At 39.0% G+C, this 26,891-nt stretch carries 13 protein-coding genes; 10 read left to right on the top strand and 3 right to left on the bottom strand.

Going from position 1 to position 26,891, the window contains the following annotated elements:
- Positions 1-197 precede the first annotated feature (197 nt).
- The 7 genes from CWD90_RS04495 (at position 198) to CWD90_RS04465 (ending at position 11,940) form a co-directional block, all read left to right on the top strand.
- Positions 198-3,659, top strand: coding sequence for a SusC/RagA family TonB-linked outer membrane protein (locus CWD90_RS04495; protein WP_239986456.1), 3,462 nt, complete (start codon positions 198-200; stop codon positions 3,657-3,659).
- Positions 3,660-3,670: 11 nt separating this feature from the next.
- On the top strand, positions 3,671-5,251 hold the full coding sequence (locus CWD90_RS04490) for a SusD/RagB family nutrient-binding outer membrane lipoprotein (protein ID WP_103474725.1): 1,581 nt from the start codon (positions 3,671-3,673) through the stop codon (positions 5,249-5,251).
- A gap of 181 nt (positions 5,252-5,432) precedes the next feature.
- Positions 5,433-6,923: an amino acid permease gene (locus CWD90_RS04485; protein ID WP_103474724.1), complete on the top strand. Its 1,491-nt coding sequence runs from the start codon at positions 5,433-5,435 to the stop codon at positions 6,921-6,923.
- A 237-nt stretch (positions 6,924-7,160) separates the two neighbouring features.
- Positions 7,161-8,537, top strand: coding sequence for a glutamine synthetase family protein (locus CWD90_RS04480; protein WP_103474723.1), 1,377 nt, complete (start codon positions 7,161-7,163; stop codon positions 8,535-8,537).
- 4 nt (positions 8,538-8,541) lie between these two features.
- Positions 8,542-9,924 (top strand): aldehyde dehydrogenase family protein, encoded by a 1,383-nt coding sequence (locus tag CWD90_RS04475; RefSeq protein ID WP_103474722.1) that lies wholly within the window; start codon positions 8,542-8,544, stop codon positions 9,922-9,924.
- 43 nt (positions 9,925-9,967) lie between these two features.
- Positions 9,968-11,140 carry an iron-containing alcohol dehydrogenase gene (locus tag CWD90_RS04470; protein WP_103474721.1) on the top strand — a complete coding sequence of 391 codons (1,173 nt, stop codon included), beginning with the start codon at positions 9,968-9,970 and terminating at the stop codon, positions 11,138-11,140.
- Between the two features lie 2 nt (positions 11,141-11,142).
- Positions 11,143-11,940 carry a type 1 glutamine amidotransferase gene (locus CWD90_RS04465; RefSeq protein ID WP_103474720.1) on the top strand — a complete coding sequence of 266 codons (798 nt, stop codon included), beginning with the start codon at positions 11,143-11,145 and terminating at the stop codon, positions 11,938-11,940.
- 111 nt (positions 11,941-12,051) lie between these two features.
- On the opposite strand, the gene CWD90_RS04460 is transcribed toward CWD90_RS04465, so the two are convergent.
- Positions 12,052-14,313: a GH92 family glycosyl hydrolase gene (locus CWD90_RS04460; protein WP_103474719.1), complete on the bottom strand. Its 2,262-nt coding sequence runs from the start codon at positions 14,311-14,313 to the stop codon at positions 12,052-12,054.
- Positions 14,300-16,222, bottom strand: a complete 1,923-nt coding sequence (locus CWD90_RS04455) for a metallophosphoesterase family protein (protein WP_239986455.1) — start codon at positions 16,220-16,222, stop codon at positions 14,300-14,302. The genes CWD90_RS04460 and CWD90_RS04455 overlap by 14 nt, the downstream gene beginning before the upstream one ends.
- A gap of 476 nt (positions 16,223-16,698) precedes the next feature.
- On the opposite strand from CWD90_RS04455, the gene CWD90_RS04450 reads away from it, so the two are divergent.
- Positions 16,699-19,845, top strand: a complete 3,147-nt coding sequence (locus CWD90_RS04450; protein WP_103474717.1) for a SusC/RagA family TonB-linked outer membrane protein — start codon at positions 16,699-16,701, stop codon at positions 19,843-19,845.
- Between the two features lie 25 nt (positions 19,846-19,870).
- The gene (locus CWD90_RS04445; RefSeq protein WP_103474716.1) at positions 19,871-21,412 is read left to right on the top strand and encodes a RagB/SusD family nutrient uptake outer membrane protein; all 1,542 of its coding nucleotides are present in this window, start codon (positions 19,871-19,873) and stop codon (positions 21,410-21,412) included.
- 271 nt (positions 21,413-21,683) lie between these two features.
- Here CWD90_RS04445 and CWD90_RS04440 read toward each other — a convergent pair whose 3' ends face one another.
- Positions 21,684-23,588 carry an AraC family transcriptional regulator gene (locus tag CWD90_RS04440; protein WP_103474715.1) on the bottom strand — a complete coding sequence of 635 codons (1,905 nt, stop codon included), beginning with the start codon at positions 23,586-23,588 and terminating at the stop codon, positions 21,684-21,686.
- Between the two features lie 621 nt (positions 23,589-24,209).
- Between CWD90_RS04440 and CWD90_RS04435 the strand changes: the two genes are divergently transcribed.
- Complete coding sequence (locus CWD90_RS04435) at positions 24,210-26,756, top strand: phosphoenolpyruvate carboxylase (protein WP_103474714.1); 2,547 nt, start codon at positions 24,210-24,212, stop codon at positions 26,754-26,756.
- The last annotated feature ends 135 nt before the right edge of the window (positions 26,757-26,891 follow it).

Below are 26,891 nucleotides of genomic sequence, written 5' to 3'. Positions count from 1 at the left end.
AATCACAGAGTATTGGCTTAAACGCTTAAATTAATATTGTAATGACAGCAAAGGGGCAAAAAAAAAATCGGAAAGTGCGCCAACACCTCCCGATAGAATGTGATTAAATTAATTAACCACTAACACACTACAAAAATATGAAAAACTTAATTAAGCCGGGGGGGGAATCCCGTTTTCGGCTACAATATGATTTGAAAATGAAACTTACTACATTATTAGTCTTGATTGTTTCGTTTTTTCAAATTCATGCCAACGAAACTTATGGTCAAAAGACCAAAATTACAATGAATCTCGAAAATGTAAGTCTCGAAAATGTATTGAACAAAATTGAGTCACTTACAGAATTCAAATTCATGTACAACGACAAGGAGGTAGATTATAGGAAAATTGTCTCTGTAAGTGCAAATAAAGAATTGGTAACCTCTATTTTGGAAAGGCTTTTTTCCAAAATGGATATTACTTACGAGGTATTGGATAAACAGATTGTTCTTAAGCCTGAAAATGATATTCCTTCCCAAACCAAGATTGATGTAAAAAAGGTTAAGGTCTATCAGCAGTTTGTGGTAAATGGGACCATTGTTGACAGCGAAGGAAGTCTGTTGCCAGGGGCTAACGTTCTGGAAAAAGGAACGGCAAACGGCACCCAATCCGATTTTGATGGTAATTTTACTATTAATGTAAATAGTCAAAATGCTGTTCTTGTTATTTCCTATATAGGGTACACCACCAAGGAAGTTTCCGTAAATGGACAAGAAAATGTCTCCATTACTTTAGAAGAGAGTGCCACAGGCTTAAGAGAGGTCGTAGTAACTGCTTTAGGTATTAAGAGGGAAAAAAAATCCTTGGGATACGCATCCCAGGAGTTGGATGCCGATCAGATTTCCTCTTCAAAGGAACCTAATCTATTAAATGGTATCTCTGGGAAAGTTGCTGGATTGCAGATTACCAACAGTCCTTCTGGATTGGGTGGGTCTGCCAGAGTATCTATACGAGGTGATGCCTCATTGAACATTAATGGAAACTCCCCATTGTTTATTGTGGATGGAACTCCTATAAGTAATTCAATTGTTGGATCTAGCGGTTCTGGGACGCAGGATGTGGATTACGGCAATGGTGCTTCAGAAATAAATCCTGAGAATATAGAATCCATTAACGTGCTTAAAGGACCTGCTGCTGCGGCATTATATGGAGCTAGAGCTGCAAACGGTGCAATTATCATAACTACAAAGAAAGGTAATAGTAAAAAAGGACAATTAGGCATTTCCATTAATTCCGGTATTACCATGGAAAGTGTATTGCTCTTACCAGATTGGCAAAATGAATATGGTCAAGGTAACAACCAGCAGTTTGCTTTTGTTGATGGTAGTGGAAGCGGTATTGCCGACGGTGTAGATGAAAGTTGGGGGCCTAGATTGGATACAGGACTAATGATACCGCAATTTGATTCACCTAGAGCCGATGGAACAAGAGGGGGAGACTACTTGGTGAGCAATTCACCAATAACTCCTACACCATGGGTTTCCATGCCAGATAATACCATGGATTTCTTCAATACAGGTTATACGAAGACCAATAGCATTGCCATTTCTAAATCAGGGGACTTGGGGAATATTAGGTTTTCCTACCAAAATTTGGATCAAGAAGGTATTGTTCCAAATACCGATCTTACGAGAAATACTTTTAACTTAAGTGCAGGGCTTAACCTAACCGATAAATTAACAATTAACACCAACGTTAATTATATTAAGGCGGATAGTGGTAACAGGCCATCCTTGAGTTACGGTACAGAAAGCATTATGTACCTCTTTATTTGGTATGGTAGACAGTTAAATACCAATAGTATGCGCGATTATTGGATGCCTGGAAGGGAAGATTTACAGCAGTTTAACTATAACTATAATTATCATGACAACCCTTTCTTTAATGTCTATGAGAATACAAATTCACAAAATAAGGATAGGGTATATGGAAATGTCAGTGCTAATTATGCTATAAACGACAATTGGAATTTAATGGTTAGGACAGGTAGGGATTTCTACCGTGATTTAAGGACCAAGAAAAGAGCGTTTAGTACCCAACGTTTCCCATTAGGATATTATAGGGAGGATAATGTGTTTTTTGAGGAGTCCAATACAGACTTCCTTTTGTCTTATGATAAAACCTTCAACGAAAAATGGAACATTAATATATCAGGTGGTGGAAACCAATTTCGTCAAAGACAGGATTATACCCAAACGGTAGCCCCTCAATTGATTAATCCTGGGATATATTCCTTTAATAATACAAGAAAGCCATTGGAGGTTAACACAAACAATCAACAGAAGAGAATTAATAGTCTCTACGGTTTTGCCAGGTTTGCTTATGATAATTTACTTTTCTTGGATATAACAGGGAGAAACGATTGGTCCAGTACTTTGCCTACGGATAACAATTCCTATTTTTATCCTTCTGCAACCTTGAGTGCCATAGCAAGTGATATGTTTGAAATGCCCGAATTCGTGTCCTTTGCAAAATTAAGGGCCGCTTATGCGGAGGTTGGAAATGATACGGATCCTTATAAACTGTCTAGCTTTTTCACCAATGAAACACCTTTTGGCGATAATCCAATTTTAACTGAATCTTCATTAATTCCCAATGCTGTTTTGAAACCGGAGATTACATCGTCTTACGAAATTGGAGCCGATATTCGTCTGTTTCAAAGTCGGCTTAATTTGGATGCCACCTATTATGACGGTAGAACCAAAAACCAAATTATACCTATAAGCACGGATATATCCAGCGGATATACCAGTAAATTGATCAATGCCGGGGAAGTAAGAAATTATGGTTTTGAGGCAATATTGAATGTTATTCCGGTAAGGACGGAGGATTTTAGTTGGAACACCATGTTCAATTATTCTCGAAATAGAAGTGAGGTTACAGATTTGGGAGGTATAGATTATACCCTTACAGAAAGGAACAGTGTCTTCATTCAGGCTAGGGAAGGCGGTTCTATTAGTGCTATTTACGGTAGAGGGTTTCAACGTGTGGAAGATGCCAATAGCGAGTATTTTGGTCAAAAAATAGTTAATTCAAATGGTATCCCTATTAGAACGGACGGTTTAGTATACCAGGGTGATTATGCTCCGGATTATACACTAGGAATCCTGAATAGTTTTAAATATAGGTCTTTGGATTTCGGTTTTATGTTCGATATTAGGCAAGGAGGAATAGTAGTGTCCAGAACCAAAACAATAGGCTCTACTGCTGGGCAATTAAAAGAGACTTTAGTAGGCAGGGAAACCGGGATTGTGGCCGAAGGTGTAGTGGAAACTTCTCCTGGAGTATATTCGCCCAACACCACCAACGTGGATGTAAGAACATATAACAACCGTTATTATGAAAGAGATAACGTGGAGGCTGCTAAGTACGATGCTTCCTATACCAAATTGCGTGAAGTTTCTATGGGTTACACCCTACCGGCACGAATTATAGACAAACTGCCAATCAGCAAGGCAAGATTATCACTTACTGGTAGAAATTTAGTGCTTTGGACGGATAACCCTCATTTTGATCCGGAAACGGTCGCTGTTGCAGGTGGTACTTTACAACCGGGTATAGAAAATATGTCTTATCCCAGCACTAAAACATACACGCTAAATTTACAAATCGATTTTTAATTGCATAAAAGATGAAAAACATACATATTTCAAAACAGGGTTTCTTCATGATGCTTCTTTTGGCGACTTTTATGGGTTGTACTGAAGACTTTGAAGAAATAAATAAAAACCCAAATTTTCCTGAGCAAGCTTCTTCGGAATTGCTTTTACCAGGGGTTTTAAGGCAAATGGCCTACAATTGGGGGAATCAAGGATGGGAAGAAGGCTTTACGGTTGTACAATATGGGGCTCGACTTCAATTTACTTCTGGTGATAGATACAATTGGTCGCCTACAAGCGACCCTTACAATTCCAGCTACGACGGTTTAAGGGATATTGAGAATATTATTCGCGATAACCAAGAAAATCCTGATCGTCAAAATTATTATGGTGTTGGATTGATCGTAAAATCGTGGATTTATTCCTATTTAACAGATGCTTATGGAGATGTGCCATATACAGACGCGGTAAAAGGGATTATTGATGATAACATTACACCCGAATTTACGACACAACAGGAAATATACGATGGTATTTTGGCCGACTTAAAAATAGCCAACGCAGCCTTGACCGGTGCAGGCAATATATCGGGTGATATATTATACGGGGGCGATGTACTTAAATGGAGGAAATTTGCCAATTCCCTCCGACTTCGTTTGTTGATGAGGATCAGTGATGTGGATAACGCAAAGGCTGTTGCTGGAATGTCGGAGATTATGGGAGATTTAACCACTTATCCCATATTTAACAGTAATGGGGATGCGGCATTGTTACAATGGAATCCGGATAATCCCCAACCCAAATATGATACCCGCTCAGGGAGTTTTGATGAGGTTAGATTAAGTCTTACACTGGAAACTAGACTTAAGGAGCTAAACGACAGAAGACTTATCGTATTTGCCCAACCCACTTCCAATTCTGGAAAAGGGATATATTCCGATAATTTGGACGATTATGTGGGCATGCCCAATGGCTTGGACGATGAGGCAGCTTTAAGTTATAGTCCATCTGGAAACCCCGATGAAGTAGGGTCCAATTTTATTTCCAGGATCGGTATCCTTCTTGGTTGTAGGGCGTGTAATGTAGAACTGGCTTCGGCAACGGCATCCCAGACGATAATAATGGATTATTCTGAGCTTCAATTTATCTTGGCAGAAGCTAGGGAAAGAAATTTCATTACCATCGGCGATGCCGCAACGTATTATGAGAATGGCATTAGAGCCTCGTTTTCATATTATTTGGAAAGAATAAATGCTGGCGGTTGGAACGAGATTGCTGCTGATTTACAAAGCTTCGATCTAGATGGTTATATAGCCCAGCTTGCAGTAGCTTATTCCGGAACAGCAGATGAAAAGCTGGAAAAAGTGGCCTTACAAAAATGGATATCGTTGTTTTATACCGGTTTTGAAGCTTGGTCGGATTGGAGGCGTACCGGAATGCCTGAAATTATTCCCGGTATAGATGCAGGTAATGATAAATTGGTCCCTGTAAGGTTTCAATTTCCTAACGAGGTTAAATCAACAAATAATGCAAATTACCAACAGGCAGTCACCAGAATGGGAGGAGATGACTTAAATACCAGACTTTGGTGGGATGTTGCCAGTAATAATTAAATGGACAATTAAGTAAAGTTTATTATGAATCTTATAGACCATAGGGATTCCTTCCCTATGGTTTTTTTCTTAAAAAAATAAATCCTTTTTCTAGTTTATGGAGAGATATTTTTTCTATTTCATAGTATATTAGTTTCCAGTTTAAAATATATAATTCAATCAAAAACCAAGATAAATAGATATGGGCAAAGGAGTGAAGTATAAAAAAATGGACAAATCCTATTTTGAATCCAGGGAACTTAAACGCCATGCGGGTGTTTGGTCCTTATGGGCCTTGGGTGTAGGAGCGGTGATATCTGGACATTTTTCTGGATGGAACTTAGGTCTGGCTTCAGGAGGATGGGGTGGTATGTTCGTTGCTACCTGTATTGTGGCCATAATGTATGTTGGGCTTACCCAGAGCGTTGCAGAAATGTCTCCTGCCCTGCCACATACTGGAGGAGCATATTCTTTTGCCAGATCGGCCATGGGACCCTGGGGTGGATTCTTTACTGGCCTTGTAGAAAACCTGGAATTTATACTTACACCTGCTGTAATTGTTTTTTTCCTCAGTAATTATATGCAGGGCATTTTTGAAACTGCACCGGAAATGTTGCCTTTTTGGTGGTTCGGATTTTATACCATCTTCACCCTGCTGAATATAATAGGAGTAGAACTTTCTTTCAAATTCACCGTCACGCTCACCTTATTAGCTTTGGGTTGTTTGGGCATTTTTTGGGTATCATCCATCGGAAGTGCCGATTTTACCACTTATGCCTTGGATATTAAAGCTGGTGCCGATGGCAGTGCTGAGCATTTGCCAGGTGGAGGAGGTTCATTATTCCCGTTGGGCTGGGAAGGAGCCCTCAAAGCCATGCCCTTTGCGGTTTGGTTGTTTTTGGCCATTGAACAATTGCCATTGGCGGCCGAGGAGTCGATAGATCCGAAACGGGATATGCCCAAAGGATTGACCTATGGGATTATTACGCTGATTATTTCGGCCTTTTTAATCCTTTGGCTTAATGCTTCAATACCATTGGGGTCTTTTGCGCTTTCTCAATCCGGGGAGCCTTTATTGGACGGATTCAAAGTACTGTTCGGTGACAACATAGCCAAACTTTTGGCATTGGTTGCTTCCATTGGTCTCCTGGCATCCTTCCATACCATAATTTTTGCTTTCGGGCGGCAGATTTATTCCTTGTCCAGGGCAGGCTATTTCCCTGTAATATTGTCCCTTACCCATAGCAAAAGAAAAACACCTTATACCGCCTTGATATTGGGATCGGTGATTGGTTTTGTGGTTTTGATGATTACCAAATTTTTGGCCGGAAATGAAAGTGAGGTCTTTATAGGAGGTGCATTGCTTAATATAGCTGTTTTCAGCGCTATGTTGTCCTATATTCTACAATGCGGTTCCTTTTTGTTGTTGAGAAAAAACAAACCTGAACTGGAAAGGCCCTATGTTAGTCCTTTTGGGAAATTTGGTGCCTGGACCACTATTTTATTGGCAAGTGTTATTATATATTTTCAGCTACAGGATCAATCCTATAGAACAGCGGTTTTTATTTCCATGGGCTATTTAATAATTGGATTGATATACTTTGGACTTAAAGGAAGGCATCGATTAATACTCTCTCCGGAGGAAGAATTTGCCTTGGAGCACGAAGCGAAAAAAGCACTTGTAAAAAACTAAATTTTATTCCGCCAGCTGGGCATAAAGCAATATTTTTATGGAAGATATTCTTGGTACCGTACGGCTGGTAAAAACATAGATATACAACCACTCCCATAAGGCAAATACACTGGGGTTTTTAAACTATGTTATTACAATAATAATCGAATAATCAACCAAAAAGTAGTCAATTGCACCTTAACTATCAATAGATTAGAAGCAAAGGACCAATAGAGAACAATAAAAATTTTTAAACCTATGAAGAAGGAAGAGCCAAAAATGACCATCAAATCGGTTAAAGATTATATTAGTGAACATCAAATTGAAAATATAAAATTGGCGGTAGTTGATGTTGATGGCGTACTACGAGGGAAATACGTAAATTCTAAAAAGTTCCTTTCTGCTTTGGATAAGGGATTGGGATTTTGCAGTGTTATCTTTGGTTGGGACTCCAATGATGTTTTATATAAGAACGATTCCTTTACGGGTTGGGCAGATGGCTTTACGGATGCAAATGCTACCATAGATGCGGCCAGTATGAGAATATTGCCAACGGAAGATTATAAATCGGTTATATTTTTAGTTGATTTTTCAGAGAGTAAAGCTGCCAGTGTTTGCCCAAGGTCTATACTGCGTAAAACATTGGATAGACTTGGGGATATAGGATTTACGGCAAGCTCATCCTTTGAGTTCGAATTTTTCTTATTCAATGAGACTCCAAAATCCATTCGCGATAAAAATTACCATAATTTGGAACCTATGACACCTGGTAATTTTGGATATTCCATATTGCGAAGTTCTACCCACGCGGACTTTTACCACGAAATAATGGGCCTTTCCCAAGAGATGGGTATGCCTTTGGAGGGCTTACACACGGAAACGGGTGCGGGAGTACTAGAAGGTGCACTTGAATATTCTGAGGCGCTTAGGGCAGCCGATAATGGGGCCTTGTTTAAAAACTTTATAAAAGTGTGGGCACAACAGCGTGGTTTAATGGCCTCTTTTATGGCTAAATGGTCTTCAAGTTATCCAGGGCAATCGGGACATATCCATATTTCTTTACAAAAGAAGGATGGCTCCTCTGCCTTTTATGATAAAAGCAAGGAACATGGAATGTCAGACGTGATGCGGTGGTTTATTGGGGGGCAACAAAAATTGATGCCTGAATTATTAGCCATGGTAGCCTCTACATGTAATAGTTATACCCGACTCATTCCTGGCTTTTGGGCGCCTACGGCCGCCTCTTGGGGTATGGATAATAGGACCTGTGCGCTTAGGGCTATTCCGGGGTCGGAAAAATCCCAAAGAGTGGAATATAGAGTGTCTGCAGCAGATATTAATCCATATTTGGCGTTAGCAGCAGCCATAGGTTCAGGGATATGGGGCATAGAGAATAAAATTGAACCAACTAAAGCCGTGGATGGGAACGCCTACGATGTGGATTTTCCTCAGGAACTACAGTTGCCTAGGACCTTATCACATGCTGCCGAGAAATTTAAGAATTCAAAAATTGCACGAGACTTGTTTGGTGATATATTTGTAGATCATTTTGCGTATACCCGACTTTGGGAAGATCAACAACAACTTGGAGCCATAACGGATTGGCAATTAAAACGTTATTTTGAAATAATTTAAAAAAATGATAAATACCATATCACCTATAGACGGCACTATTTACTATACTGCCGAAGAACATGGCCCAAAAGATATTGAGCAGGCATTAATTTTAGCTAAAAGTGCTTTACCACTATGGACCAATCTATCCATTGCTGAGCGCGCAAAGTATATAACCGCTTTTGTGGCGGCTATTGTTCAGGATAAGAATGATATTGCCCTCGAAATTACCTGGCAAATGGGTAGACCCCTAGGTCAATCCCCGGGAGAGATTAAGGGCTTTGCGGATCGTGCACATTATATGATTGAAGCCGCGGAAGAGGCTTTAAACGACTATAAAGTTGTAGATGACCAGAATCCGGATGATAGATGGGTAGAGCGTGTGCCTATTGGTGTTGTTAGTGTGTTGAGTCCCTGGAATTATCCATTCCTTACCTCTGTAAATGCAATAGTTCCAGCTTTAATGGCAGGAAATGTGGTTGTTCTTAAGCATTCTTTTCAGACACCTTTGGTGGCGGAACGATATGCCAAAGCAGCTGAGAAGGCCGGATTACCTAAGGGAGTTTTTCAAATATTGCACCTTAACCATAAAAATACGGCTCAATTAATTGCCGATGCTAGAATAGACGGTGTATACTTTACAGGCTCCGTACAGGGGGGAATAGCCGTTCAAAATTCGTTACGGGACAAGTTTATTCCTTGTGGTTTGGAATTAGGAGGTAAAGATCCCGCATATGTAATGGCCGATGCCAATTTGGAGAATAGTGTAGAAAATTTGGTGGACGGGGCATTCTTTAATAGTGGTCAATCCTGCTGCGGTATAGAAAGGATTTATGTCCACGAATCCCTTTACGACAAGTTTGTTGATGGATTTGTGGCCATTACAAAACAATATAAATTGGGAAATCCTTTGGATGCGGGGATTAATCTGGGGCCAATGGTGAAGACAGATGCAGCTAATTACGTAAGAAAACAAATTGAACAGGCTTTGGGTAAAGGGGCAAAATCCTTGGTGGACGAATCCTTGTTCGCGGCTTCCAAAAAAGATACTCCGTATTTATCTCCGCATGTTTTAGTGAATGTGGATCATAGTATGGATGTAATGAGCGAGGAGAGTTTTGGACCTGTAGTTGGAATAATGAAAGTAAAGAAGGATGAGGAAGCACTGAGGCTAATGAACGATTCCCAGTACGGACTTACCGCTTCCATTTGGGGCAATGACATGGATAGGGCTATTAATTTGGGAAGGAGAATTGAAACCGGAACAGTGTATATGAACCGCTGTGATTATTTGGACCCTGCCTTGGCCTGGACGGGAGTTAAAAATTCGGGCAAGGGAGTTACTTTATCAAAAATTGGGTACGACCATGTTACGCGTGTGAAGTCGTTTAATTTTCGAAAAGGCTAATAAAATTTATAAATCAATTTATTGAATTAAAAAATAGGAATTAATGCAATTAGGAAATACAAATTGGAATTATCCTACCACCATCTGGTTTGGAAATGGAAGAATAAACGAGATATCACAGGCATGCAAAAATTTGGGAATAAAGAACCCTTTATTTGTTACCGACGAGGGCTTGGTAAAGTTGGATATAGTTGAAAATACCATAAACATCTTAAAAAAAGACGGGTTAAATTTTACGGTTTATAGTGCTGTTCAAGGAAATCCTACCGAAAAGAATGTTGTCGACGGAGTGGCTCATTATGTAAAAAATAAACATGATGGAGTTATTGCCTTTGGCGGTGGTTCTGCAATAGATGCAGCCAAAACAATCGCATTTATGTCCGGACAGACCAGATCATTATGGGATTTTGAAGATGTGGGCGACAATTGGAGTTATGCCGATTTAGCTGGAATAGCACCCATTATAGCCGTCCCAACAACTGCCGGAACTGGGTCTGAGGTGGGTAGGGCATCGGTTATTTTGGATGAGAAATTACATTCCAAAAAGATTATATTTCACCCCAAAATGTTACCGGCCATAGTGATATCCGATCCTGAATTAACTTTGGGACTACCACCACATATCACTGCTTGGACAGGGGTAGATGCCATGGTGCATGCTATTGAGGCATATGGCGCTCCGGGATTTCATCCAATGGCCGAAGGTATTGCTATCGAAGCCATCCGCATTATTGCCAAATATCTGCCGATAGCAGTGAAAGACGGAAAAAATTTGGAGGCTCGTGGACAAATGTTGGTTGCTGCCTCTATGGGAGCAACGGCCTTTCAAAAAGGACTGGGCTCCGTGCATTCCGTTGCCCATCAATTGGGAGCCTTATACAATAAACAACACGGTTTGCTCAATGCCATAATATTACCATATGCTTTAAAACAGAACAAAGCAGCTATTGAAGATAGAATGGTGCATTTAAGCAAGGTACTTGGATTGGACAGTCCAGGTACGGATGCTATTATCGATTATATAATTGATCTGAGGAAGGAATTAAATATTCCGCATACATTAAAAGAAATAGATATTAATGTGGATAATGCCGAGGAAATTGGAGAAATGGCCTATAAAGATCCATCAACCCCTTCCAATGCTAAACCTGTTAACGCCAAGGATTTGGAGCAACTTTTTAGGGCTGCTGTGTCTGGAGATATAAATGGACTGTAAGCGTGAAATTATTAATAGTAGAAGGTAATAACGAACAAACACGCCTGCAAAGGGGAGACTTTGGCATTAGGCCCTATCATTTGATCTTTCAGGAAATGTTGAAAGGTTTGGTCCCAAAGGCTCAAACAGATTTTGCCTTCCCAGCAGATGGTGCAAGTGAATTGCCCACCATCTCACAGTTGAAAAATTATGATGGTGTGCTTTGGACGGGAAGTTCGCTTAGCGTACTCGATGAAATTCCGGATGTTCAACGGCAATTGAATTTTGCCAATGATATTTTTAAGAGTGGAACTCCAATTTATGGAAGTTGTTGGGGAATGCAAGTAGCCACTGTAGTTGCTGGGGGAAAGGTGGCGTTGAGTAATAACGGTTTGGAGTTTGGAATATCCAAACCTATCGAAATTACCGCCTTGGGAAAGAAAAACCCTTTAACATCCCATCGTAAATCCACATATTCCGCGCTCTGTATTCATTATGATGAAGTGTCCATGGTGCCTGAAAATGCCCTTGTTTTGGCCAGTAATTCCCATTCCAAGGTACAGGCAATGACCTTCGACTATAAAAAAGGTTCGTTTTTTGGAGTTCAATACCATCCTGAATTTAATACATCGGACATGGTATTGATCGGTTTATTTTTGGCTGAAAAATTGGTCAAAGGTGGTGCTTTTAATTCTTTGGAAGAAGTTCAGGAATTTGCCTTAACATTGAAGGAACAGAATGAAATTCCTCCCGAGATTAGCGATTACCAACTCCATACCCAAGAAATAATGGCTTGGTTAAAGTTGATAGCCGGAAAATAATAGTAACGACATTCATATAATTAATAAACGGATGGGTTTTCATTTTTAATCCATCCGTTTATTCTGTTTTAGTATCAAAGGAAAGACTCCGAGTTAACAATACTCCCCTCTTTAGTCGTTTTTGAAGGCATTAGGATTGGGACTTTTTCCCATTTCAAATTCAAGAACATTGCCATTCATTATTTGGGTATAAGTGATAAAGGGTTCATCCATTACCTTCCCATCCAATTTTAGGGATTGAATGTACATATTCTCTGCGGATAGGTTATTGGCTTTTATTTTAAAGGATCTTGGTGCACCATTCTTGACTAACTTTAGCGTGAATTCTGGAAATTGCGGAGCCCCAATGGCAAATATTTCTGTTCCTGGAGTAACCGGATAAAATCCCATAACTCCAAAAACATACCAAGCAGACATTTGTCCGCAATCGTCATTTCCGTTGATTCCCAAAGGATGATTTCTGTAATTGATGGTTGAGGTGTGATTACGGATAAGTTCTTGGGTTTTCCAAGGCTGCCCTGCATAGTTGAATAGATAAGCATAATGATGCCCTGGTTCATTGTCATGACGGTAATGTTGCCCATCAAAATTTTCATTTAATTTAGCGGCGTACTTTTCCTTTCCTCCGAAGAGTTCAATGCTTCCCTGAATATCGTGCATGGCACCAAATAAATAGGTCCATCGTCCTCCTTCGGTAAAACCTTCCTGTACATTTTTGTCCCAATCGCCGTTAAATAATCGAGCGTTTAAAAACCCGGTCTCCTTGTTGTAAAGGTTTTTGTAATTTTTACTCCAACCCATTAATCGTTCGTAATCTACCATTTTGCCCATGTCCAGAGCCATTTGGGCAATGCTGTAATCATCGATTCCGAACTCAATGGTCCGTGTTACGGATTCCCGTGTCTTGTCTGCAGCTACATATCCCAAGGAATGATAATAGGTTAGTCCGCCCCTTGCTTCGTACAAAGTACCTTCGTCCCGATCTCCCCAAGGCTTTTCCGTGTCCCTATACGGTGGGTGCATGGCATTTTTTCTCACGGCTTCATAGGCCAGGTCCAGGTCGTAATCCCTAAAACCCTTTACATAGGCATCTGCAATTACGGCATCGGCATGGGTCCCGGTCATGATGTTGGTATAGGTGGGATTGGGCCATTTTGGTAGCCACCCTCCCTCTTGGTACATCTGTAACAAGGATTGTATCATGGGGCTTACCCGTTCGGGATGTGTAAAATGTAATAGGGGGTGCAAAGCCCTAAAAGTATCCCAAAGGGAGTAATCGTTGTATGAAACTCCTTCATGGACCTTGTCATCGAACGGACTGTAATAACGACCGTATTCGGAAAACTCCCTAGGAAATAACATGGTGTGGAACAAGGCGGTATAGAAAATACTTTTTTGATCTTCCGTAGCTCCATTTACCTTAATTCTGGATAGATTTTCCTGCCAAATATCCCGTGTACTTTCCACTACTTTATTAAAATCCCAATCCGGTATTTCCTTTGATAGGTTTTCACGGGCTTGTTCCAGGCTTATAAAGGAAGTAGCAATTTTTACTTTTACCTTTTCATTTTTTTCGGTTTTGAAACTTATATATCCGCCCATTCTGGCACCGGTCTGCTCTCTACCCATGTCATTGATGTCGGGCTCTGTCCTAAAGGAATTCCAAGTTCCAAATCGCTCAAAGGATTTATCAAATTGAATTATAAAATAACCTTTAAAGTTTTTGAGTTCTGGTCCTAAATGGGAAGACATCCTTTCAGGGTTGTAGCCCGTAATTTCCTTTTTATTTTCATCTATTTTTAGATACCCGTGAAACGCTTTTTTGTTTTCAGTAATATTAATACCCTGAATAATGATATGGGATTCATCGGATTTTGGGAAAGTGAATTGAAAGATGCCACAGCGTGAGGCAGCAGCTATTTCCCCTTTTATTTTTTGTCCCTTATCACCCATGGAAACACTGTAATAGTTGGGTTTCGAAATCTCCTCCTTATGGGTGAAGGGCAAGGCCCGGTCCTTGGGAAGAAGTTTTAATTCCCCAACTTGAGGCATTACGGATACATAGCCATAATCGCCCATCCAGACAGTAGGTTGGTGCGTTGCCAGAAACCCTTGAACAGTATTGTCCTCGTAGAAATAGGGCATTTCACTAATCTTATTTTCTCGTGTCTGGGCCACAAAATTGGTCATAGCAAAAGGGGTTCCCACACATGGCATGGTACCACCACCGTCCCTGCCCTCCATAAAGCCGGATGATGGGGTTCCGATCAAAGGGTTCACATAGTCAACTTCTATTTTGCTTTGGGCGGACAGCACTGTCATTCCAAATAAAAATATTAATGAAGTGTATTGGAATTGTTTATTCGTTTTCATGTGTTGGTTTTTTTAAGGAAATAATACTTCCTGTGTTAAGGTCTAGTTGAAAATGGTCGGAAGGTGCCCCGTTAAGAAATTTGTTGAAAATGCTCATCAGTAGCAATATTCTCCTTTTTGTATTATCAGTATTACCTTTTAAAGTGGGATTATTTAAAAAGGAATCAATTATGAATTGATATTGATTAGATCGGTTGACCCCTATGTCGTCCAATGCCAAGTCGTCGGCGCTTCTTAGCCTATAAAGATCTAATAAAAAGTCATACCCCGACCAATCATCCAAGCCATCGAAATTAATTTGTTGCTTTAATGTTTTGCCTTTAGCGAGATTTAGGTCGGCCATTACCTTCTCTGGATTTTCCCTATAGTTTTGCAAAACCTTTTTTAAGGTTATGGAAGTATCCGTTTGGGACAAGAGAAACAGCTCTTTGCCGGAAAGGCCTACAACAAAATCCTTGAATTCAAGAGGCCATTCATTGGGCAAGAATCGCAGACGCACGAGTTCTTTAAGGTGCCAATCCATGAATTCTACATAGTTTTTTGAGGATAAGACATCCTTATTCCAGATACCTGCATCTCCAATGTCTTCCAAAAATCCATATTCTTGACGGTAAAGCTCAAAGAATTCAATATACCTTGGAACACTATCAATGACAACCGTTTCCACCTCGGCGAATCCCCCATCTTTAAGGGTGAGTATTTTATAGGCTGGTTTATAGGCCGCTAGGGAAGGGGTTTGAATATTGAACAAGGTGTTGCCTTCATCAGAAACTGCCACCCCAGTATCATTTATGTGCATATGGCCTCCCAAATGAAGCTTTAGGCCGGCTTCGGCGAATAATTCGGCGACCTTTGGATTGGGAACCCTTTTTATTTGCATCTTGCTGCCAACTAGTAATTCTTCCATGTCCGAGGTGGCGCCATCATTGAATTCAACCATGGGATAATGACTAAAGGCTATGAGCGTCTTTTTCTGTTTTTTAGCATTATCCGCCACCTTACGCACCCAGTCCAAAAGATATTTTTTATCCGTTAGTAGGTTGTTCAGTCCTAATCCAGTATTTGGATATTCCAGTTGGGCGCTGTCACTATTTATTATTTTTTCTTGAATATAGGTATTGGCATCCAGCGCCAATAGCCATAGACCTTCTACAGGTTCTACCAAATAGCTGATATCTGGAATTGGCACATCATTGGTTGGAATTTGGAAACTTCTATTTACTAAATCGGCAGTTTTCCTGGCCTTATTAAAGTTGTAATTGTCATAGCTATATTTTGAAAAAGGGGTTTCCCAGTAGATATACTCCTTCTTCGGAAAGAAACCATAATCACCCAAAAATCTTGTAATCTCCTCATATCCCATATTTTGAAGATCAGAAGATATTATAACAGGATGTTCCCTTTCAGGATTGGATGTATACATGCCGGGTTGAGACATTATAGGCTGTGACTTTCCGCCATTACCTAAAAAATCGGTCTTGCCATCCTTATGATTAAAAGGTTGAACTACATCATGGTTCCCTGTAATCAGGAAAAATTGTAATCCATAAGTCGAACTGTAGTGATCAAGAATATTTTTCAGACCCTTAATATGAATAGGCTGACCGTCATCGGAAAAATCACCTGGTAAAAGAACGTATTTTATTTCTCTATTGACTACATCATCTAGGGCAGACAAAAAGGCAAAATAATTTTCATTAAAGATTCTGGTAGAATGCAATTGCGATTGCATGGTCCTAATAACGGCATATTCCCCATTTGGATTTAACTTGAGGCCCTTGTAATCACTGTCCTGTAACTGTCCATAAACATCGCTCAAATGAACATCAGCTAAGACGGCCAATTTTACGCTATCCGAATGTTTAGTTTTTATTGTTGCACATGAGGACCCAATTATGAAGCTGGTCATAACTAGTAAAATGCAAAAATGCCGTTGAAAAATCATAAACAAAAATTGGAGAAGGAACTTATCAAAAAAACAATAAAATATTGATAATGGGAAAGATAGAGAAATATTTATTGTGCAAAGGTTTGCATTATGTTAGAAACTAATGCCAATCCTTTTTGATGGCTTTATTAATGAAAGGGGTTGGTTAATAATATAAGGGAGAACTATACAATTGATTCTTCTTTTATAATTTTCATATAACTGTATTGTGCTTTTGTTATATAACTGAATTTAGCTGTGGAAAAAAAGCTTCAAAGTAGGGATTCATTAAAAAATGTAGGAAAGAACTCTAAAATTCATGAATTTTAGAGTTCTTTTTTCTTTATTCAGCAACTTTCCATTTTTCTTAAGATACATTTAACAATTGTATGGTTTTGGCTTTTAACTCGGCCTGTCATGCAATTAAAAACAATTAACTAACTAAAAATCATTTATTTATGAAGATCACACTATTTAAATGCCTATGGCTAGTAGGAACATTTTTATGTTTCGGGCTAGCAGAGGCACAAACGGTGACGGGGAGTGTTTCGGATCAATCCGGACCCTTGCCTGGGGCGAACGTATTGGTAAAAGGTACCACCAATGGAACGCAAACAGATTTTGACGGTAACTACGCATTGGAAAATGTTAGTAGTAATGCCACATTAGTTTTCAGTTATATAGGTTTCAAAACTATGGAAATCTCTGTAAGTGGAAAATCGATAATTAATGCTGTTATGGAAGAAGATGCCAGCGAATTGGATGAGGTGGTATTGATCGGATACGGTAGTCAAAGAAAATCGGATCTTACGGGTTCTGTTGGACAGGTTGATGCCGAACAGCTGCAAGAGCGTCCTGCTACATCCCTTAACCAGGCATTGTCAGGTAAGATTGCCGGTGTGCAGGTAAACACCAACTCGGGTCGTCCAGGTGGTAAGTCGAATATAAGGGTGAGAGGGTTTAGTTCAATAAACTCTTCTAACAACCCGCTATACGTTATAGATGGGGTGCAGTTACCTCAAGGTAATCAAGCTAACTTTAGTTCAGCGATAGATTACTTAAACCCTAATGATGTAGTATCTATTGAGGTGTTGAAGGATGCTTCCTCAACTGCTATATATGGTGCACGTGGTGCTAATGGTGTTATCCTAGTAACTACAAAAAGAGGTCGCGCAGGTCAGGGTAGGGTTACTTACGATGTTGATTATAGCGTAAACCAATATGGTCCTAATAGGGCTAAGGCATTAAATTCCGAACAGTATGCCATGATAGAGCAACTTTCTTGGGAAAACACACAAAAATTTGATCCTGCTGGCTGGGCTGCAGGGAACTATGCCCAATACGAGCCTAGGCTTAAAAGAGCCAATCCGAATGTGGCTTATTTGTTTGATAGTGATGGTAAGGCAATCTATGATACCGACTGGTCCAAAGAGGTGGTACAACATAAATTATCACAAAACCATCAGTTGGGTTTCTCAGGGGGCAATGAAAGAACAACATATGCCATCTCACTTGGAATTAGGGATGATCAAGGTCTTTTCAAAAATACTTACCTCAAGCGTTATTCAGGACGGTTTTCAATTGATGATCAAATCAAAACATGGTTAAAGATTGGTGGCTCTTTGAGCTATAATAACCAAACTGAGAATTTGGCCGATACCAATGACCAAGTGCCACGTAGAATGGTTGAAGATTATCCTTTTTACCCTGCTCCTTTTCATACGGGCGGTCCATTGGAAGGTCTATATGCCAATAACAGGGATTATCCCTTTGCGGAGGGTACCCGAAATTCAGTGAACTGGCTTGACAATAATGAGTATATTTTAAATACTCAAACAACGGCAGGAAGTTTTTATACCAATCTTAACTTTACCAAGGAATTGGAAATGAGAACGGTTATTGGGACAAATGTACTTACCCAGGAGAACAATGAATTCCGAAATAGTGTTCTGGATAATAATGCGGTGGCCAGGGCACAATCTAGCAACGAAAAGCAGACATTTTGGTCAATTGAAAACTACTTGACCTATAATAAGAAAATCAATGAAAACAATTCATTGACGGCCTTATTGGGTTTATCTTGGCAACAGTCCAATCAATTCTTTGTCAACGCTGATTCTAGAAACTTTCCAACGGATTTCTTTAAATTCAACAACTTAGGTGCTGGATCTGATAATATAGCGGTACAATCTTTTGCAGACAGGGAAGCACTAAACTCCTATTTTGGTAGATTGAACTATAACTTAATGGGCAAATATTTGTTTACGGTTACCGGTAGGGCCGATGGTTCGTCGAAATTTGGTGATAACAATAAGTTTTCCTTTTTCCCCTCAGCAGCGGTTGCCTGGAGGATTTCGGACGAAGATTTTCTTGTAGATAACGCCCTAATTTCGAACTTAAAACTTAGAACAAGTTATGGGGTTACAGGTAACTCCGAAATACCACCTTATTCTTCCTTATCTCTATTAAGCTCCAATTATGCCGCAATATGGAACGATAGTCGTATTGGCGGAACTGGTTTGAATAGGTTGGCGAATCCGGATTTGAAATGGGAAAAGACCGCACAGTACGATGTTGGTTTGGAATTAGGCCTATTTGATAATAGAATTAGCTTGGAAGCGGATTATTACTACAGAAAAACCACCGATATGCTATTGGATGCCCCCGTGCCACAATCTAGTGGGTATGCCACCATAAGAAGAAATGTGGGTTCCATGGAGAACAAGGGTCTTGAACTTGGGTTATCTACCAAGAACATAGTCACCGCTGATTTAACCTGGACTTCCTCATTCAATATTTCAATGAACAGGAACAAAGTACTTTCCTTGGCCACACCGTCCGATATCTTTGGTGTAGGTGGACCTGGAATTACCAACGAAACCAGCATAATAAGGGTCGGTGAACCCGTAGGTGCCTTCTGGGGTCTAACCAGATTGGGTGTTTGGGGAACTGACGAAGCCGCTGAAGCGGCTAGTTTCGTAAGCTACCGAAACGGTCTTACTATTCTTCCTGGTGATATCAAATACAAGGATTTTAACGGCGACAAAATTATAAATGATGAGGATAGGTCCATAATAGGTAATGGTTACCCAACAGCTTGGGGGTCGTTTACAAATTACGTGTCCTATAAAAATATTGATTTCACCTTGGAACTTCAATATTCTTGGGGTAACGATGTAATGGATATGAACTTGCACTCAAGCGAGGACAGACAAGCGCTAGCCAATAGTTATACTACAGTACTGGATGCTTGGACCCCTGATAATCAAGATACAATGATTGCCCAAGTAAGGGATACGCGTGCCGGTTATGTAACCAATGTGGATTCTCATTGGGTAAAGGATGGCTCCTTTATGCGTGGTAAGAATATTATGCTAGGGTATACTTTTGATCAAAATTTGGTTGAACGTATGCATTTGAATAAATTGAGATTGTACGCTTCGGCACAAAATTTCTTTTTGTTGGTGAATGATGAACTACTTGGTGATCCCGAGGTAACTCCTATTCGTGGTGGTGAGGGTAACAATGTCTTCTCACAAGGAATGAAGTGGCATGAATATCCAAAATCGACAACATTCGTAATTGGTCTGCAAGTCGGTCTGTAATTAATAAAATTTAAAATAAGATATTATGAAATTTGATATAACAAAACACATTGGAAAGTTTTACCTCTGTACGCTAATGTTGCTTACAACAGTGGGTTGTTCCGATTTTTTGGATGAATCCGATCCATCAAATCTAACACCGGAGAGTTTTTATACTACTGCCAAACATGCCGAATCGGCCATTGCTGCCGTTTATGCGGATGCTAGGTTTGTAGGTAATGGTGCTGGTATCTTTTCTTCCAACTGGCAATTATTGGAAGCAGTTACAGGAACTTCCACAACCCAAACGGCACAGAATTCGGATTTGAACAACTTGTATTCCTTATCCTACGATGCAAATACATTGCATATTAGAAATTGGTGGCGCGGGGCATATAAAGTTATAGCCAACGCTAACCTAGTGCTTGAAAACGTACCTGGTATAGAAATGAACGAGGCGCAAAAAAACAAAGTATTGGGAGAAGCTAGGTTTTTTAGGGCATGGGCTTACTTTTACGTTGTTAGACTATGGGGTGATGTTCCTTTAATTACACTTCCACAAAGTGCCAATTCCGAAGATTTTAATCCTACCCGCAGTCCTCAGCAAGCGGTTTACGATCAGATTGTAGCCGATTTGGTGGCGGCTGAAGGTGCAGGCTTGTCATGGACAGATACTAGTGGAAGGGTGTCCCAAGCTGCTGTTAAGTCCTTGTTGGCCAAGGTTTATCTTACCATGGCCGGAAATCCGCTTAATGAAACAGCTCGTTATGCCGATGCCGCCAGTAAGGCCAAAGAAGTAATCGACAATGCTGGCCCAATAGATCTTTTTGATACCTATGCTGAGATTCATGATGAAAGTCTGGGCAATATGGTAGAGCATGTTTTTAGCCTACAATACAATGATGAGGTTGCAGGAAACCCTATGGGGAACATGTTTCCTAATTTCCAACCCGTAACTTACCGCGGACCATCTGGAACAGGAAGTTCAGTGCCCGAGATCGAATTTTATAACTCCTATGAGGCAGGGGATCTTAGGGCCGTGGACCGTGAGGGTTGGTTTTATACCAGCTATTATACCAATGGAAATGGTGTCCTTTTCGATTTGGGCGCGCCTTATATATTCAAGCACTTCAATGTTACGGCCAATGGCACCTCTGGTGTTCCTGGAACGGCTAAGGATAACCTTAATATGCCTATTATACGCTTTGCAGAGGTATTGCTTATTTATGCCGAGGCCTCCAACGAGGCAACAGGCCCTAATCAAGATGCAGTAGATGCCTTAACAAGGATTAGAGATCGAGCACAGTTGATTACTCCGGCACTTGGCGCATTTACACAAGCATCTTTAAGAGAGGCTGTTTGGAAAGAGAGATGGCATGAGCTAGCCTACGAACAAATTACTTGGTTCGACATGGTACGCCTTAGAAGAGTACTGAACAGTGAAACAGGTGCCTTTGATAATTTTGTTGGGCACGTAAACCTGAGTTCTGATCAGGCGCTTCAGGAGAAACATTTGTTGTTTCCACTTCCAGAGCAGGAAATGATCAACAATCCAAATTTAACACCTCAAAACCCAGGGTATAATTAATAAAAATCCTTTAAAATAAAGAAATTTTAAAGGTTAAAATTGAGTTTGAGTTAATTTGAAAGGGCAGTATCCGTAAGGGTGCTGCCTTTTTTATGTGATATGGATTTTGAGACATAAAATGTTGCCGCCTGATTAGTCTAATTTATTACAGACTTAACCAAATCCTTGAGCATTTGATAGCGTTCCTCGAAACCCAAAGAGTGGGTCCTAGAAAAGGACATAATCTAAGAATATGGCCCTTTAAGGAATCTAAAATGGAAGCAATGAATTCTTAACCTATCTTTTTTAACGTATAGGAAGCTACCTTTGATTTATTCTTAATTTCAAAGGAATTGTTAAGCTCGTTTATAAAATTGGATGGAAGAATGCCTAACCTCTTTTTAAAAGCTGCATTAAATGTATTTAAGTTGTTATATCCCAATGAAATAGCGATATAACTTAATTTGCTGTTCCTAAATTCGATATCCTTGAGCAACTTGGGAAGTAGATAATTTATTCTTAATTCGTTGATGTAATTGTTGAAATTGGATTTTTTTTCCTGATTAATTACTTGGGACAAGTATTTGGGATTAGTTTTTAATTGCTCGGAAAGCTGATGCAAATTACATTGTGGGTCCAGGTAAAATTTTTCCTTTTCCAGTTTCTCCAGTTTGGTCAAAATAATATTCTTTATATCATTATCAATTCTGGGTTGTGTCTTAGGGGTATATTCAGTCTTTCTTTCAATGGACCATTGGTTTTCCATGTATTGGATTCCGCTGAGTTTATCACTCATACGTAGCTGTATTTCTGCAAGATCGATGGTTCTTAGTAGTAATAATTTATTTTTCTTTTTTACTTTCAGGTAGGAAAAAATAGAAATACTGCTAATAAGCAGAAGTAAAACAAGAATAATGATGATACCTTTAAATTTTGCTCTTTGAGCAGTATTTTCCAATTCTAGGATTTTTTTCTTTTGCAGAACCTCTTTAATTTTTCTTTTTGTTTCCAGAATAACAATTTTTTGCTCCTTTTCATTGGTAAACATGGAGTCGTTGATGGCTTGGTATAAGATTTTATAATCATTGGACTTGGAAAGTTGGTTTGTACTTTCGTATAGTTCACCTAAAATAAAGCTGTTCCGTTTTACAACATCGAAAGCATCTATGTTTTCTGCTGCTTCAATACTCTTTTCATAATTTAAAATTGCCTGGGCAGTGTCCTTGATCTGTAAATACAATTCTGCTTGTACCGTAAGCGCCCTTGGGATTCTAAAACGATAATTATTTTCGAAGTTTATTTCCAGTGCCCTAGAAATATGGGTCAAGGCCATCTCATTTTCACCTATGGTCATGTATATATTGGCCATATTGCTGTGTACTGAAGCCGATATATAACTACCTGCCGGAGGTAGATTTTTTTCTATTTCCAAAAAAAACGCATATACCTTTAAGGCTCCCTTGGGGTCGTTAAGTTTTGCCGTCATTCTGGCAATTTCATCTATTTTCGGGTAGAAGTATTCCGTTTTCTTAAGTTTAAGGATGTAGTTGAACCCATTAAGGCAATAGCTCAGGGATTTTGAATAATTTTCTATTCGGAGATAATAATGGGAGAGGGCAGAATTGGCCTTCATTAGAATATACTCATTTTTAGTCTTTTCACCAGTGTCCAATAATCTAAGACCCGTTTCAAGCGCCTTGTCATATTCCCCACGTTCCGTGAAAATATATGATTTTAAGGTAGAGGCGTCTGCATAGACATGTGGATAGGTCTTAGGGCCTACTATATATTGTAATTCCACTAGCATGCCCATTGAACTTTCAAAATTACCTTTTACAAACTGGAGATAGGCTCTGTTGTATTTTGCTATAAGTGTGCCTTCCTGAAATCCAATTTCCTGGGATAATTCCAAGGCCTGGTCATTATATGCGTTCGCCGACTCGTCCGATTTGAAAATATAGGCCGTGTATAATTTTAATAGGGTGCGGACCTTATCCTTACCTTGTGCCTGCTCTTTTTTGGCAAGCAAGAATTCAATATCCAAAAATTCTTCTTTGAAGCTGTCTTTGTTAATAATTAGCTTATGTACAGCATTTAAATAAAAGTCTACTGAGTCTTTTTGCCTTTCATTTGCACTTAAATGATTAAACAATAAAAAAACGGTCAATAAAAAGATGGTTTTGGTTAAGTTACTCATGGTTTATTTTTTAATACTTATTGCGTTTGGGGGTTTTGGATTTAAGCGACCTTGATAGGCAATTTTGACTGTGATTATATAAACTGTTTAAAAAAAAGGATTATACAAAAGCTAAAATAGCATTAGATGCTTAATCAAAAGGATAATATAATATTAATAAATATAAACATTGAAATATAAATATAAGATAAATGTAAGGATAGGATAATAATAATTGTGCAAAGGTTTGCATAAAAGCTAATTTCCAATACTTCAGAAAACATTTATTATTGAGAGGAAAAACTTATGGATATTTTATGCCTAGGGCATTTAATAGGATAGACTGTAATTAGGTAGAAACTAAAAAGAGCCTTGTCAGTATGACAAAGCTCTTTTACGAGAACACTATATGAAAATGAAAAAATTACTTTTTTATTATAACAAGGTAAATGTAGCTAGTTGTCGTCTTTTTGGGAAATTATTGTTGTGAAGTCAATTGATTTTGAGGTGTCTCCATTATTTTTTGATGTTTGAAGTATAATTTCTGCTTCAAAACTAAAAATATGCCGATATTTATTTTTTGAAATTCGTGTTCCTATTTTAAGTGGGAATGGATTATGTAGAATGTAATTAAAGATGTGTATGTTTCAATCAGAGAGATTAGACGAGTTTAAAAAATCGGTTCAAAACAAGTTCAATATTTATAACAGTTTGTTCCTTAATTTGCCGTACCAAAATATTGAAAATGTGGGGATGCTTATCCCTTTATTGGTAGATCAGGCAGAAAAGGGGTTGAAATCAGGCAAAAACCCTCAAGAAATTTTAGATGCTTTTTTTCAGAATTATGCAAATATTGATTCGGAGAAAGACAGGATAGATTTTATGTTCCGCATTATTCAGTACGTTGAAAGACAAGTGGTATTGTATGACAGTGTGGAGGATGCTGCCTTTCCCAAGCTACAAAAACATAGCAGCTCTCTAACTATTGGAGATTATTTTCAGCTAGTGGACAAAAATAAAAGTTGGGACCAGATATCGGAAAAACTATCTACTTTTAGTGCGCGTATCGTGTTAACGGCACATCCTACCCAATTCTATACTCCTGCTGTTCTGGATATCATCGGTAATTTAAGGAGTCTGATTTTGGAAAATAAAATCAACGACATTGATCTTGTACTCCAGCAACTAGGTTTGACCTCCTTGATCAATGCCAAAAAGCCTACTCCCTTGGATGAAGCCAAAAATATAATATACATTTTAAGAAATGTTTATTACGATGCTGTAGGAGATCTTTATGCCTATATCAAGGATAATATCGGCGATATGGATTTTAACAATCACAACATCATGAAATTGGGGTTTTGGCCTGGAGGGGATAGAGACGGAAACCCTTTTGTAACTTCTAATATCACCAAAGATGTTGCAGACGAATTGCGTATAACCTTAATGAAATGTTATTATCACGATGTAAAAAATTTACAGCAAAAGCTTACGTTTAGGGAGCTTCAGGATGTAATGGCAAATTTAAGGGGGCGACTCTACAATACTATGTTCGACGCCAGTAAGGTGTTGCGCTACGATGAAATCATTGAACCTCTTCTTGAAATGAGGTCTATTTTGATCAATAAGTATCACAAGCTTTACCTTAAGGATTTAGACCATCTAATAGACAAGGTAAAGATATTCAAAACTCATTTTGCTACCCTGGATATTAGGCAAGATCATAGCGTCCACAGACAAGTAGTTGAGGCTATTCTTAAGGAGAATGGATATATTTCTGAGAACATTGACGAACTGGATAAGCAAGAATTAATAGATATCCTGCTTAATAAGGAAATCAACCTTCAAAAGCAGAAATATGAGGAAGATATAGTTAGCGAAACCATTCAGAATATCCTGCAGTTAAGAGGAATTCAGGAAAAAAATGGAGAGGAGGGCTGTAACCGCTATGTGATAAGTAATTCCGAGAATATTTTTTCAGTTCTTTTTGTTTACGGACTTTTTAGATGGTGTGGTTGGGAATCCGATAAAATCACCTTCGATATTATTCCTTTGTTTGAGACCATGAAAGGAATGGAAAGTTCTGAAACTACAATGAATGAATTATTTGACCTTCCTGAGTATAAAAGGCATCTAGATCAACGCAGTAAAAAACAGACCATAATGCTTGGGTTTTCAGACGGCACAAAGGATGGAGGCTATGTAAAAGCAAATTGGGAAATTTTTAAGACAAAAGAAAAATTGTCCGCCGTATGTGGTCAAAATAATATTAAGGCTATATTTTTTGATGGGCGTGGAGGACCACCGGCCCGTGGGGGAGGAAAAACGCATAGATTTTACGCGGCACAAACCAAGGATATTGCCAATAATGAAATACAATTAACCATACAAGGGCAGACCATAACGAGTACCTATGGCACTAAGGAACAGTTTGTTCATAACTGTGAGCAATTATTGACAGCTGGACTTTCCAATAATTTGTTCGGCAAAGAAAATATTATTTCCAAGGAATCTAGGCAATTGTTGGAAGCGCTGTCCGACCTAAGTTTTGAAAAATATGATGCTTTAAAGAATCATGATAAGTTTATCCCGTATTTGGAAAACAAGAGTACCTTAAAGTACTATCAAAAAGCAAATATAGGCAGTAGGCCGGGCAAAAGAGGGCATAAGAAAAAACTGGAACTCACAGATTTGAGGGCCATTTCATTTGTAGGTTCTTGGAGTCAACTTAAGCAGAATGTTCCTGGTTACTTTGGTATTGGAACGGCAATCAAAGTATTAAAAGATCAAGGAAAATTGAGCGATTTAAAAAAGTTATTCAAGGAGGTTCCTTTGTTTAAGGCACTAATGCTCAACAGTATGATGTCCTTGGCAAAATGTTATTTTGAACTGACTAGCTATATGAAGGACGATAAGGAATATGGCGATTTCTGGCAAATACTATATGATGAATATTTACTTTCCAAGGAAATGTTATTACTTATTTCAGATTCCAAGATTTTGATGGAAAAAGAGTCCGTTTCTAGGGAGTCGGTTAAAATCAGGGAAAATATTGTGTTGCCGTTATTGGTCATCCAGCAATTCGCTCTTCAGCAAATGAGTAAGGATAGCGAGTATAAGGATTTATATGAAAAAATAGTAATTAGGTCCTTATACGGAAATATAAATGCAAGCAGAAATTCTGCTTAATTCTAAGATTTATAATCTACAGTGGTACTTAAAAGGCTTGAAAAAGGATATGTAATCTGAAGATATTTTCAGATTGCATATCCTTTAATAGGTCTTTTCAGTTTTATCTAAGCATATAGATTTAATTCCAAATTT

The sequence above is a fragment of the Arenibacter catalasegens genome (genome assembly GCF_002909235.1).
GTDB lineage: Bacteria > Bacteroidota > Bacteroidia > Flavobacteriales > Flavobacteriaceae > Arenibacter > Arenibacter catalasegens.
Note: the sequence above shows the minus strand (reverse complement) of the source record. Positions and strands in the feature narration are given on the sequence as shown.